The sequence below is a fragment of the Streptomyces sichuanensis genome, from assembly GCF_020328095.1.
Lineage (GTDB): Bacteria > Actinomycetota > Actinomycetes > Streptomycetales > Streptomycetaceae > Streptomyces > Streptomyces cinnamoneus.
The window spans coordinates 42,663-55,270 of record NZ_JAIXMK010000009.1 but is presented as its reverse complement, the minus strand read 5'-3'; the positions used below and the strand labels follow the sequence as shown (position 1 = coordinate 55,270).

The 12,608-nt window shown below is 71.6% G+C and carries 9 protein-coding genes; 5 read left to right on the top strand and 4 right to left on the bottom strand.

Features of this window, described 5'->3' with window-relative positions:
* Positions 1-19: 19 nt before the first annotated feature.
* From LE181_RS05130 to LE181_RS05120, 3 genes are read left to right on the top strand one after another with little or no spacing between them, the layout of a single operon-like run.
* A complete protein-coding gene (locus LE181_RS05130) occupies positions 20-1,285 on the top strand; it encodes an ABC transporter substrate-binding protein (RefSeq protein WP_225659892.1) in 1,266 nt (421 codons plus the stop codon).
* Entirely contained in the window at positions 1,282-2,208 is a 927-nt protein-coding gene (locus LE181_RS05125; RefSeq protein ID WP_225659890.1) for a carbohydrate ABC transporter permease, read from the top strand. Before LE181_RS05130 ends, LE181_RS05125 begins: the two co-directional genes overlap by 4 nt.
* Positions 2,209-2,212: 4 nt before the next feature.
* Positions 2,213-3,049, top strand: a complete 837-nt coding sequence (locus LE181_RS05120) for a carbohydrate ABC transporter permease (protein WP_225659889.1) — start codon at positions 2,213-2,215, stop codon at positions 3,047-3,049.
* Positions 3,050-3,065: 16 nt separating this feature from the next.
* Here the strand turns inward: LE181_RS05120 and LE181_RS05115 are convergent, their stop codons facing one another.
* The 4 genes from LE181_RS05115 to LE181_RS05100 form a co-directional block, all read right to left on the bottom strand.
* Positions 3,066-4,115 carry an ArsR/SmtB family transcription factor gene (locus LE181_RS05115; protein WP_225659887.1) on the bottom strand — a complete coding sequence of 350 codons (1,050 nt, stop codon included), beginning with the start codon at positions 4,113-4,115 and terminating at the stop codon, positions 3,066-3,068.
* 562 nt (positions 4,116-4,677) lie between these two features.
* Positions 4,678-7,401 carry a pyruvate, phosphate dikinase gene (gene ppdK / locus LE181_RS05110; protein ID WP_225659885.1) on the bottom strand — a complete coding sequence of 908 codons (2,724 nt, stop codon included), beginning with the start codon at positions 7,399-7,401 and terminating at the stop codon, positions 4,678-4,680.
* 373 nt (positions 7,402-7,774) lie between these two features.
* Entirely contained in the window at positions 7,775-8,905 is a 1,131-nt protein-coding gene (gene dusB, locus LE181_RS05105) for a tRNA dihydrouridine synthase DusB (protein WP_225659883.1), read from the bottom strand.
* An 87-nt stretch (positions 8,906-8,992) separates the two neighbouring features.
* Positions 8,993-9,898 (bottom strand): helix-turn-helix transcriptional regulator, encoded by a 906-nt coding sequence (locus LE181_RS05100; RefSeq protein WP_225659882.1) that lies wholly within the window; start codon positions 9,896-9,898, stop codon positions 8,993-8,995.
* Between the two features lie 102 nt (positions 9,899-10,000).
* On the opposite strand from LE181_RS05100, the gene LE181_RS05095 reads away from it, so the two are divergent.
* Together LE181_RS05095 and LE181_RS05090 are read left to right on the top strand one after the other, a co-directional pair.
* Positions 10,001-11,473, top strand: a complete 1,473-nt coding sequence (locus LE181_RS05095) for an MFS transporter (protein WP_225659880.1) — start codon at positions 10,001-10,003, stop codon at positions 11,471-11,473.
* Between the two features lie 99 nt (positions 11,474-11,572).
* The gene (locus LE181_RS05090; RefSeq protein WP_225659879.1) at positions 11,573-12,577 is read left to right on the top strand and encodes an aldo/keto reductase; all 1,005 of its coding nucleotides are present in this window, start codon (positions 11,573-11,575) and stop codon (positions 12,575-12,577) included.
* Positions 12,578-12,608 lie beyond the last annotated feature (31 nt).

Here is a 12,608-nt window from a genome sequence, read left to right as displayed (position 1 = left end):
ATGCCGAGGGAGAGCCGACATGCCGATCAATCGCAGAACGCTCATGGCCGGCGCCGCCGGCCTCGCACTGACGGGCGGTACCGCCACCGCCTGCGGCACGAACACCGGCCGTGGCGGCGGCGGTTCGGGCAGACCCCGCCTGTCGCAGTGGTACCACCAGTACGGCGAGGCGGGCACCCGGCAGGCCGTCGGGCGGTACGCCGCCCTGTACGAGCGCGCCGACGTCCGGGTGGAGTGGCGTCCGGGCAACTACGAACAGCAGTCCTCGGCCGCCCTGTTGACCGACTCCGGACCCGACGTCCTGGAGGTGAGCGGCCCGACGCTCGACCAGATCCACAGCGGGCAGATCGTCGACCTGACCGACGTGATCGCCGGTGTCAAGGACGACTTCGGCCAGGCGGTCCTCGCGCCCAAGACCTACGACGGCCGCGTCTGGGGCGTTCCGCAGCTCGTCGACACGCAGGTGCTCTACTACCGCAAGAGCCTGCTGCAGGCCGCCGGGGTGCGGCCGCCGCGCAGCCTGGACGAGCTGGTCGACGCGGCGGGCAGGCTCACGACCGCCAAGGTCAAGGGGCTCTTCCTCGGCAACGACGGGGGCGCCGGCGTCCTCGGGGGCACTCCCCTGCACGCCGCCGGGCTCTCGCTCGTCACCGACGGGGGTGCGGTGGGCTTCGACGATCCGGCCGCCGCCCGCACCCTCGGCAAGTTCCACCGGCTCTACGCCGACAGGTCACTGCTGCTGGGCGCGCCGACGGACTGGGCCGACCCGTCGGCCTTCGTGCAGGGGCTCACGGCGATGCAGTGGTCCGGGCTGTGGGCGCTGCCGCAGATCACGAGGGCCCACGGCGACGACTTCGGGGTGCTGCCCTTCCCGCCGGACGGGCCGTCCGGGCGGCCCGCGGTGCCGGTGGGGGCGTGGTCGGCGGCCGTCAGCGCCCGCAGCGGGCACCGGGACGCGGCGAGGGCCTTCGTGAAGTGGCTGTGGGTCGAGCGCACCGACCTCCAGGAGGACTTCGCCCTCTCCTACGGCTTCCACATCCCCGCCCGCACCTCCCTGGCCGCGCGGGCGGACCGGCTCAGGAAGGGACCGGCGGCCGAGATCGTCCGCTTCACCACGGACCATGGCTTCCCTGCGCAGCCCCTTTTGTGGACGCCGCCGAGCCAAACCACCTATCAGGACGCCCTCAACCGCATCATCAAGGGCGGCGCCGACCCCGGCACCGAGCTCAGGGCGGCCGTCCGCAAGGCCGGGGCCGAGCTGCGGCGCATGCGGAAGGGGTCATGAGCGCGCCGGCCGGCGAGCGCCGACGGCAGCGGAACCGTACCTTCTGGTTCTGGACGTTCGTCGGCCCGTTCGTAGCGGGGCTCGCCCTCTTCACGTACGTACCGCTCGCCTGGAGCGTGTACCTCAGCTTCTTCGACGCCCACAACACCGTCTCCCCCACCGACTTCGTGGGCTTCGGCAACTACACGGCGATGCTGGGCGACCCGGCCTTCCGCTCCTCGCTCCTGACCTTCGCGGTGTTCACCGCCTTCATCGTGCCGGCCACCTACGCGCTCTCCCTGGGCCTGGCCCTGGCGGTGAACCGCCTGCGCTTCGCCCAGGCGTTCTTCCGGTCCGTCTTCTTCCTGCCGGCCGCCTGTTCGTACGTCGTGGCCGCGATGGTGTGGAAGCTGTCGGTCTTCAACGGCGTGCGCTTCGGGCTGGCCAACACCGTCCTCGGCTGGTTCGGCGCGGAGCCGGTCGCCTGGCTGGCGGCCACCGACCCGCCCTGGTACTGGCTCGTGATCGTCACCGTGCGGCTCTGGCTGCAGGCCGGCTTCTACATGCTGCTGTTCCTGGCGGGGCTACAGCGCATCCCGGTGCGGCTGTACGAGGCCGCGGCGCTGGACGGCGCCCGGCCGGGGTGGCAGACGTTCCGGCACATCACCTTCCCGGCCCTGCGCACCACCTCGGTGGCCGTGGTGCTGTTGCTGGTCGTGGGCGCCTTCCAGGCGTTCGACGAGTTCTACAACCTGTTCTCGGACGCCCGCGGTTACCCGCCCTACGCCCGCCCGCCGCTGGTCTACCTGTACTACACCGCGCTCGGCCAGGGGCAGGACCTGGGCCTGGGCAGCGCGGGCGCGGTGATCCTGGCCCTGATCATCCTGGTGGTGACCGTCGTGCAGGCCCGCTGGTCGGGGCTCGGTCGCAGAGAGGAGCACTGACACCGTGGACGACGCCCTCGTGCGCGCCGGGCGCGCGCTGCGGCTGGCGCTGCTGATCGCGCTGGCCGTGCTCTTCCTGATCCCCTTCTACCTGCTCGTCCGCAACGGGCTGGCCTCCGAGGCGGAGATCACCGCACCGGACTGGACGCTCTTCCCGCGCGATCCGCGCTGGTCGAACGTGCGCGAGCTGTTCGCCGACCCGGACGTGCCCATGGCGCACGCCCTGCTGAACTCCTCGCTGATCGCCGTGGCGACCACCCTCGGCACGCTGCTGCTCGCCTCCCTCGCCGGCTACGGCCTGGCCCGCATCCCCTACCGGCACGCCAACGCCGTCTTCTACGCGATCGTGGGCACCCTGATGGTCCCGGCGGCGGTCACGTTCGTGCCGTCGTTCGTGCTGGTCTCCTCGCTCGGCTGGGTCTCCTCGCTGCGCGGGCTGATCGTGCCGACGCTCTTCAGCGCGTTCGCCTGCTTCGTCTTCCGCCAGTACTTCCTGGGCTTCCCGCGCGAGCTGGAGGACGCCGCCCAGGTGGACGGGCTCGGCTACTGGCGCACCTTCTGGCGGGTGGTCGTGCCCAACTCCCGGCCGGTCTTCGCGGCGGTCGGCACGATCGTCTTCATCGGCGCCTGGAACGCCTTCCTGTGGCCGCTGGTCATCGGGCAGGGCCGCAGCTCCTGGACGGTGCAGGTGGCGCTGTCGACGTTCACCACCGCCCAGACCGTCAACCTCCACGAGCTGTTCCTGGCGGCCGCCGTGTCCGTCCTGCCGCTGCTGGTGGTCTTCCTGTTCCTGCAGCGGTACATCGTGGCGGGGGTGGAACGCTCGGGCATCGACGACTGAGGGACACCCCCGGGGGTCATCCCCCGGGGAACTGCAGCATCGTGGCGGAGGTGGGACGTTCCGGCAGGGACGACTGCACCCTGGCACGGCCGTGCGGCGCGCGGTGCCCGCCGCGCAGCAGGGCCGCCCCCAGCGGGGTGAGGGTGTGCATGACCGCACTGCCGTTGCGCAGCGTCAGCACCAGCCCGGCCTCGCGCAGCACGCCCGCGTGCTGGCTGGCCGAGGCCGCCGACACGCCCACGCGGCGGGCCAGTTCGCTGGTCGTGCAGCCGCCGCCTATCGAGCCCAGCACGGCCGAGCGGGTGTGCCCGACGAGCTTGCCGAGCGAGCGCGGGGCGGCCGGGACGACGGGCGCCGTCTCCGACGTGGCCCGGGCGGGGTAGACCAGGACGGGCGTCAGCTCCGCGTTCTGCAGCGTCACCGGGGTGCGCCGGCAGAAGAACGACGGCAGGAGCAGCAGCCCGCGGCCGCCCAGGTGCACGTCGCGGTCGACGGGGTAGTCGACCTCCAGCACCGGAGCCTGCCAGCGCATGGTGGGCGGCAGGGAGGACAGCAGGGCGTCCGCGCCGCCGTCCAGCAGGGCCCGGCCGCGCACGGCGCGGTCGGCCTCGATCTGGGCCTGGATGTGCGCCCAGTAGGGCGCGATGGCCGCCTGATGGTAGGAATGCAGGGCGCTGATGAGCTTGCCGAAGGCGCGCGCGTCGCCCTCGGCCAGCGATCGTATCCAAGCCGGCAGCGTGCGGACGGTGGACAGGCGGCCCAGTTCGTCGTGCACCCGCTCGGCGGGCGTGGCCCGCAGCGCCTGTATGCCGGACTCCAGTCCGAGTAACCCTTCGGGCGGCGTCAGGAAGTCCGGGAAATAACCGCGGGGCGGAACCAGCGGCGCCAGAAGACGCGTTTCACCATTCAACCGAGGACGGGTTTCCGACCGCCAATCACCGAAGATCGACTCGCCTTGTTTGTCCCGGAGCCGGTGCAGGCTCAATACGGTTTCCCAGAGCACGTCCGGGTCGCCGGCCAGGCGCAACCGGGCCAGATCGAGTCCAGTGAAATGGACACGCAGCACCAAACCCCCACATGAGACATCCGCAACCACCCCCCGCCCACTGAGTATGCACACCGATACGCGGTGTTACCACGCCCTTTTGGCCACAGTTGAAAGGACTCGCGGCGAACATCGCAGAAGCGAAATGCTATTCACGCACTCAGGGCCGCACCCGCTCGTTCCCGTGGGGGGTGGCGAGCGAAAAAGCGGCCGCTGAGTACGTGAGTTGCCGCCCGAGCCGATGCGGGCGGCAACAACTCCCGGTGGGGGAGTTAAAGAGGGGCGGCGCTCCCGCACGGGCGCCGCCCCTCCATCGTTCCGCCCGGCCGCCGGCCCGGCCCGTACGCGTCCGCCGACCCCGGCCGATGATCTTCGCGTGTACGCCGCGTTACGAACGGGTTAACCGCCCCCACGCTCCCCACGACGCCTCTCCCGGGCCGCCGTCAAGGTCCGGACCAGCGCCGTTGCCCGTGAATGGCCGGAAGGGGCGGCCCCCGCGCGGGGCCGCCCCTCCTTCTACCGGAGCCGCCACGGTCCGAGGGTCGAGGTCATCCCATCGGCGGCTCCGGAGCTCATCCGGCGCTCAGCGGCTGTCGCTGCCGCCGCCCGTGCCGTTCAGCGCCGCCGCGCGCCCGGCCTCCAGGCGGGCGACCGGGATGCGGAACGGGGAGCAGGAGACGTAGTCCAGGCCCACCTCGTGGAAGAAGTGCACCGACTCCGGGTCGCCGCCGTGCTCTCCGCAGACGCCGAGCTTGAGGTCGGGGCGGGTGGCCCGGCCGGCCTTGGCGGCCGCGCGGACGAGCGAGCCCACGCCGTCCTTGTCGATGGTCTCGAAGGGGCTGACGCCGAAGATGCCCTTCTCCAGGTAGGCGGTGAAGAAGCTCGCCTCGACGTCGTCGCGGGAGAAGCCCCACACGGTCTGGGTGAGGTCGTTGGTGCCGAAGGAGAAGAACTCGGCGGCCTCGGCGATCTGGTCGGCCGTCAGCGCGGCGCGCGGCAGCTCGATCATCGTGCCGAGCGGCAGCTTGAGGTGCGCGCCGCTGGCGGCCTCGACGTCGGCGATGACGCGCTCGGCCTCCTCGCGGACGATCTCCAGCTCCTGGACGGTGCCCACCAGCGGGATCATGATCTCCGCGCGCGGGTCGCCCTTGGCGTTGATGCGCTCGGCCGCGGCCTCGGCGATGGCCCGGACCTGCATGGCGAACAGGCCGGGGATGACCAGGCCGAGGCGGACGCCGCGCAGACCCAGCATCGGGTTCTGCTCGTGCAGCTTGTGCACGGCCTGCAGCAGGCGCAGGTCGTTCTCGTTGGCGTCCTCACGGGCCTCGGCGAGCGCGACGCGCACCGACAGCTCGGTGATGTCCGGCAGGAACTCGTGCAGCGGCGGGTCCAGCAGGCGGACCGTGACCGGCAGGCCGTCCATGGCCTCGAAGAGCTCGACGAAGTCGGCCTTCTGCAGCGGCAGCAGGGCGCCCAGCGCCTCCTCCCGCTCGGCGTCGGTGTCGGCCAGGATGAGCCGCTCGACCATCTCGCGCCGCTCGCCGAGGAACATGTGCTCGGTGCGGCACAGGCCGATGCCCTGGGCGCCGAAGCGGCGGGCCCGGGAGGCGTCCTCGGCGTTGTCGGCGTTGGCCCGCACGCGCAGCCGGCGCATGCGGTCGGCGTAGGCCATCATCCGGTGCACGGCCTGGACCAGCTCGTCGGCGTCGTCGGCGCCGGCGTGCATGCGGCCCTCGAAGTACTCGACGACCGGGGAGGGCACGACCGGGACCTCGCCCAGGTACACCTTGCCGGTGGAGCCGTCGATGGAGACGACGTCGCCCTCCTGGACGACCACGCCGCCCGGGGCGGTCATCTTGCGCTGCTTGGTGTCGACCTCCAGCTCCTCGGCACCGCAGACACAGGTCTTGCCCATGCCGCGGGCGACGACGGCCGCGTGCGAGGTCTTGCCGCCGCGCGAGGTCAGGATGCCCTCGGAGGCGATCATGCCGTCGAGGTCGTCGGGGTTGGTCTCGCGGCGGATCAGGATGACCTTCTCGCCCGAACGCGACCACTTCACGGCGGTGTACGAGTCGAAGACGGCCCGACCGACCGCGGCGCCCGGCGAGGCGGCGATGCCGCGGCCCAGCAGGTCGGCGGTGGCCTTCTCGTCGAAGCGGGGGAACATCAGCTGCGCCAGCTGGGCGCCGGTGACGCGCTGCAGCGCCTCGGCCTCGTCGATCAGGCCCTGGTCCACCAGCTGCGTGGCGATGCGGAAGGCGGCACCGGCGGTGCGCTTGCCGACGCGGGTCTGCAGCATCCACAGCTTGCCGCGCTCGATGGTGAACTCGATGTCGCACAGGTCGCGGTAGTGCGTCTCCAGCGTCTCCATGATCTGCATCAGCTGGTCGTAGGACGCCTTGTCGAGCTGCTCCAGCTCGGCGAGCTGCATGGTGTTGCGGATGCCGGCGACGACGTCCTCGCCCTGGGCGTTCTGCAGGTAGTCGCCGTAGACGCCCTGGTGGCCGCTGGCGGGGTCGCGGGTGAAGGCGACGCCGGTGCCGGAGTCGGGGCCGAGGTTGCCGAAGACCATGGAGCAGATGTTGACGGCGGTGCCCAGGTCGCCGGGGATGCGCTCCTGACGGCGGTAGAGCTTGGCCCGGTCGCCGTTCCAGGAGTCGAAGACGGCCCTTATGGCGAGGTCCATCTGCTCGCGCGGGTCCTGCGGGAAGTCGCGACCGGTCTCCTTGGAGACGATGGCCTTGAACTCCTCGACGAGGCGCTTGAGGTCCTCCGCGGCCAGCTCGACGTCCGTGGTGGCGCCCTTGGCCCGCTTGGTCTCCTCCAGCGCCTCCTCGAAGAGGTCGCCGTCCACGCCGAGCACCGTCTTGCCGAACATCTGGATCAGGCGGCGGTAGGAGTCCCACGCGAACCGCTCGTCGCCGGCCTGGGACGCGAGGCCGGTCACGGACGCGTCGGAGAGGCCGATGTTCAGGACGGTGTCCATCATGCCGGGCATGGAGAACTTGGCGCCGGAGCGGACCGAGACCAGCAGCGGGTCGTCGGCCTGGCCGAGCTTCTTGCCCATCCGCGCCTCAAGGGCTTCGAGGTGGGCGGTGACCTCGTCGCGCATCTGCGGGGGCTCCTGGCCACCGTCCAGGTAGACCTTGCACGCCTCGGTGGTGATCGTGAAGCCGGGAGGGACGGGCAGACCGAGGTTGGTCATCTCGGCGAGGTTGGCGCCCTTCCCGCCGAGCAGGTCCTTGAGGTCCTTGTTGCCCTCGGTGAAGTCGTAGACGAACTTCTGGCGATCTTCGGTTACCGGCACGGGAATCGACTCCTCACTGGGGCCTCCCGGGACGCAGAGGGGGGAGGGCTGACCTGACGGCGGGGAGCGTACCCAGATCGAAGGCATCTGAGGAGGTCTACTCCGCCAACTTGGGGGCGCAACTACCCCTCCGCCAGCAGATCGAAAGTTGACCGCTCATTTGAGGCGCCACCCCACCTCCTTCAAGTCCTGAACGCAATATGACCGAAAGCAATCGCTCCAACGCAGCCCGTCGAAGATTTCGACCGTCCGCCGTCGGGAAGTGAAGCCAAAAGGGGTGGCACGCAGTGCCACCCCTTGGAAAGATGCACCTCTGATTTTTGCGCTCATCTGAGCGCAGGCCCTATCAGAGGTGGCGAGAATCACGCCCTGTTCACCCGCCGGAAGTATCCAGTTCGGCGTCCGCACCCACGACTGCGCAGTCGTACGGGTCGTCCAGCCATCCGTCCGGAAGGACCACCTTGTTGCGCCCGGAGGTCCGTCCGCGGGGCCCGTCCGCACCGGCGGGCCAGGGCTGATCCAGATCGAGCTCGCTCAAAAGAGCGCCCAGTTCGTCCAGAGATGAGGCAATTGCCAGCTTCTTGCGGGCCTCCGAGCCGATCGAGAAGCCCTTGGTGTACCAGGCGACGTGCTTGCGGAAGTCGATGACTCCGCGCTCCTCGTTCTCCAGCCACTCGCCCAGCAGCTCCGCGTGGCGCAGCATGACCCGGGCCACCTCGCGCAGCGAGGGCTGGGCGTACGTGGCGTCGGCGCCGTCCTCGAAGGCGGCCACGAGGTCGCCGAAGAGCCAGGGGCGGCCCAGGCAGCCGCGTCCGACCACGACGCCGTCGCAGCCGGTCTCGCGCATCATGCGCACGGCGTCGTCGGCGCTCCAGATGTCGCCGTTGCCGAGCACGGGGATCTCCGGCACGGCCTCCTTCAGACGGGCGATGGCCTCCCAGTCGGCGGTGCCGCCGTAGTGCTGGGCGGCGGTGCGGCCGTGCAGGGCGATGGCGGTGACGCCCTCCTCGACGGCGATGCGGCCGGCGTCGAGGAAGGTGATGTGCTCGTCGTCGATGCCCTTGCGCATCTTCATGGTCACGGGGAGGGAGCCGGCGTTGCCGACGGCCTCGCGCAGGATGGAGCGCAGCAGGTTGCGCTTGTACGGCAGGGCCGAGCCGCCGCCCTTGCGGGTGACCTTGGGGACGGGGCAGCCGAAGTTCAGGTCGATGTGGTCGGCCAGGTCCTCGTCCACGATCATGCGGACGGCCTTGCCGACGGTCACCGGGTCGACGCCGTAGAGCTGGATGGAGCGGGGCTTCTCGGCGCCGTCGAAGTGGATCAGCCGCATGGTCTTGGCGTCCCGCTCGACCAGCGCCCGGGTGGTGATCATCTCGCTGACGAAGAGCCCCTTGCCGCCGGAGAACTCACGGCACAGCGTGCGGAAGGGCGCGTTGGTGATCCCCGCCATGGGGGCCAGGACCACCGGCGGCTGCACCGAGTGCGGACCGATCTGGAGCGTCATGGAGCGGGCTTCCTCGAAGTCGTGCGGGAACGGGCGGACCGTCCATTGTCCCTCATTCGGGCGAGCCGGCGGGCGGGCCGGAGGTCCTTAGCCCGCGGTGCGCGCGAGCGGCTCCTCGGCCCGGACGAGGGCGAGCAGCCGCTGCAGCCGCTCGTGGGTCTCCTCGTCGGCCGGGGTGAAGGTCAGCAGCCGGGCACCGGGCTGGGGGCCGGTCCACAGGCTGGTGTAGTCCAGGCGCAGCATGCCCACCCGCGGCTGGAGCAGGTGCCGGGTGCGCTGGACGGTGGGGTGGATCACCTCGTGCCGTGCCCACAGCTGCCGGAACTCCGGCGAGGCGTCCTGCAGCCGCTTGAGCAGGCATTTCCAGGCCGGTTCGGTGAGGTGCTCGGCCATGGCGGCCCGGAATTTGGCGGTGATGGCGCGGGTGGCCTCGTCCCGGTCGGCGGTTCCGGCGCGCCAGTCGGGGTGGGTGAAGTAGAGCCACAGGCAGTTGCGGTCCTGCGGCGGTACGGCGTCGAGGTCGCACAGCAGGTGCCGGTAGGTGCGGTTGTAGGCGAGGATGTCGTACCGCGCGTTCTGGATGCAGGCCGGGAACGGCTCCAGCTGTTCCAGCAGGGCGCGCAGTGCGGGGGTGATGCCCGGGCAGTCGGTCTCGGGCAGCGGGTCGGTGGAGTTGGCCAGGGCGAAGAGGTGGCCGCGCTCGCCCCGGTCGAGCATCAGGGCGCGGGCGATGGAGTCCAGCACTTGTGCCGATACCTGGATGTCCCGTGCCTGTTCGAGCCACGTGTACCAGGTGACGCCCACGGCGGCGAGCTGGGCGACCTCCTCGCGGCGCAGGCCGGGGGTGCGGCGGCGGGGGCCGCGCGGCAGGCCCGCCTGCTCGGGGCTGATGCGCTCGCGGCGGGACCGCAGGAAGGCGGCGAGCTCACTGCGCCGTACGTCATCGGCCGTACCGGTGGCTACGGCAAGCGGATCGAGCGTCATCGTCGTCATGGGCTCCAGGGTGCGGGAGCTCCCCGCCGGTTGCCAGGTACTCCTTGTACCAGGATAAGGACACTCTGGTACCGGGCTGGGCACACCGCCATCGTCGTATCCGTGAGCGAACCGCGAATAGTCAGTCCTGCCTCTGCCCCGACGACTCCGGCATCCGTCCCGACCTCTTCCCCCTCCCCCGGTGCGTCCCCCTCCCCCGGTCTGGGCCGCCTCGGCCTGGCGACCGTGCTGCTCGGGGCGGCACTGCCGTTCCTGGACTTCTTCATCGTCAACGTGGCCCTGCCGACGATCGACCGCGACCTCGACGCCGGTCCGGCGGTGCTGGAGATGGTGGTCGGCGGCTACGGCGTCGCCTACGCGGTGCTGCTCGTGCTCGGCGGCCGGCTGGGCGACATGGTGGGCCGCCGGCGGCTGTTCCTGTGGGGCACGGCCGCCTTCGGGGTGACGTCCGTGGCCTGCGGCCTGGCACCGGACGCGTGGACGCTGGTGGTGGCGCGGATCGCGCAGGGCGCCTCGGCGGCGCTGATGCTCCCGCAGGTGCTGGCGACGATCCAGGCCACGACCCACGGCGCCCGGCGGACCCGGGCGCTGAGCCTGTACAGCGGCACGGCCGGCGTGGTGAGCGCGGTCGGGCAGGTGCTCGGTGGCGTGCTGGTCTCGGTCGACGCCATGGGCTGGCGGTCGATCTTCCTGATCAACGCGCCGATCGTGGCGGTGGCGCTGCTGCTCGCGGTCCGCTCGGTGCCGGAGACCCGGTCCGACCGTCCGACCGGGGTGGACGGGTGGGGCACGGTCCTGCTGTCCCTGACGCTGGTGTCGCTCCTGGTGCCGCTGACGGAGGGCCGCTCGACCGGCTGGCCGCTGTGGTCCTGGCTGCTGCTGGCGGTGTTCCCGTGCGCGGCGGTGGCGTTCGTGCTGGTGGAGCGGCGGGAGGAGCGGGCGGGGCGGACGCCCCTGGTGCCGCCGTCGCTGCTGCGGGTGCAGGCCGTGCGCAGCGGGCTGACGCTGATCGTGCCGTTCTCCATCGGCTGGGGCGGCTTCATGTTCGTCCTCGCCGTGGCGCTGCAGGAAGGGCTGCGGCTCGGCCCGCTGGAGGCCGGGCTGGCGCTGGTGCCGATGTGCGTGACGTTCCTCCTCGGTTCGCTGGGCGGGGTCCGGCTGGCGGCGCGCTTCGGGGCGCGACGGCTGGTGACGGCGGGCTCGCTGGTGCAGGCGGCCGGACTGATCACGGTGGGGGCGACCTTCTGGTTCGGCTGGGACGGGCTGGGTGCGCCGGGCCTGGCCCCGGGGCTGGCCGTGCAGGGGCTGGGGCAGGGGCTGCTGATGCCGCTGACGATGCGGCTGGTGCTGGGTGAGGTGCCGGTGGCGCAGGCGGGCGTGGGCAGCGGGGTGCTGGTGACCACGCAGCAGGCGTTCATGGCGCTGGGCGTGGCGACGCTCGGCTCGCTGTTCCTGTCGCTGGCGCCGGGCTCGGGGATGCGGGACGCGCTGGCGATCACCTTCGCGGTGCAGCTGGTGACGGTGGTGGCGACCGGGCTGCTGAGCCTGCGGCTGCCGCGGGGGGCGGCGGCCTGAGCCTGGGTGCCGACACACATGGACTGACAGATATTGAAATCTGTCAGTCCATGTGTCACTGTAGTCGGGTACCCACCGCTCCCCTCCCAAGGAGTCCCCGTGCTGCACCGCCCCCTCGGCACCACCGGTCCCCAGGTCTCCGCCCTCGGCCTCGGCTGCATGGGCATGTCCGCCCTCTACGGCGACGCCGACCGCACCGAATCGATCGCCACGATCCACGCCGCCCTCGACGCGGGCGTCACCCTGCTGGACACCGGCGACTTCTACGCCATGGGCCACAACGAGATGCTCCTCGGCGAGGCCCTGCGCTCGGCCCCCGCCGGAGCCCGCGAGCGGGCGCTGACGAGCGTGAAGTTCGGCGCCCTGCGCGACCCCGACGGCGGCTGGTCCGGCTACGACGGCCGCCCGGCGGCCGTGAAGAACTTCGCCGCCTACTCCCTGCAGCGCCTGGGCGTCGACCACATCGACGTCTACCGCATCGCCCGCGTCGACCCCGACGTCCCGATCGAGGAGACCGTCGGCGCCATCGCCGAACTGGTCGAGGCCGGCCACGTCCGCCACATCGGCCTGTCCGAGGCGGGCGCCGAGACCATCCGCCGGGCCGCCGCCGTGGCGCCCATCGCCGACCTGCAGATCGAGTACTCGCTGATCTCGCGCGGCATCGAGAAGCGGATCCTGCCCACCTGCCGCGAGCTGGGCATCGGCATCACGGCCTACGGCGTGCTCTCGCGCGGCCTGATCAGCGGCCACTTCAGCCGTGACCGGCAGCTGGCGGCGAACGACTTCCGCGGCATGAGCCCGCGCTTCCAGGGCGAGAACCTCCAGCGCAACCTCGATCTCGTCGACGCGCTGCGCAAGGTCGCCGAGGAGCGGGGCGCCACCGTCGCCCAGACCGCCATCGCCTGGGTGCTCTCCCGGGGCGAGGACATCGTGCCGCTGGTCGGCGCCCGCCGCCGCGACCGCCTCACCGAGGCGCTCGGCGCCCTGAACGTGCGGCTCGGCGCCAACGACCTGGCCGCCATCGAGGACGCCGTCCCCGCCGGCGCCGCCGCCGGCGACCGCTACCCGGCCGATCAGATGGCCCACCTGGACAGCGAGCACTGAGGAAGGCTGCGGGCGGGCTCGGCCCTCGCCC

Excerpts from the sequence above, each read along its gene's own strand:
- LE181_RS05125 (WP_225659890.1), top strand. The coding sequence starts at position 1,282 with ATGAGCGCGCCGGCCGGCGAGCGCCGACGGCAGCGGAACCGTACCTTC.
- LE181_RS05130 (WP_225659892.1), top strand. The coding sequence starts at position 20 with ATGCCGATCAATCGCAGAACGCTCATGGCCGGCGCCGCCGGCCTCGCA.
- dusB (WP_225659883.1), bottom strand. The coding sequence starts at position 8,905 with ATGACGCTCCAGATCGGTCCGCACTCGGTGCAGCCGCCGGTGGTCCTG.
- LE181_RS05100 (WP_225659882.1), bottom strand. The coding sequence starts at position 9,898 with ATGACGACGATGACGCTCGATCCGCTTGCCGTAGCCACCGGTACGGCC.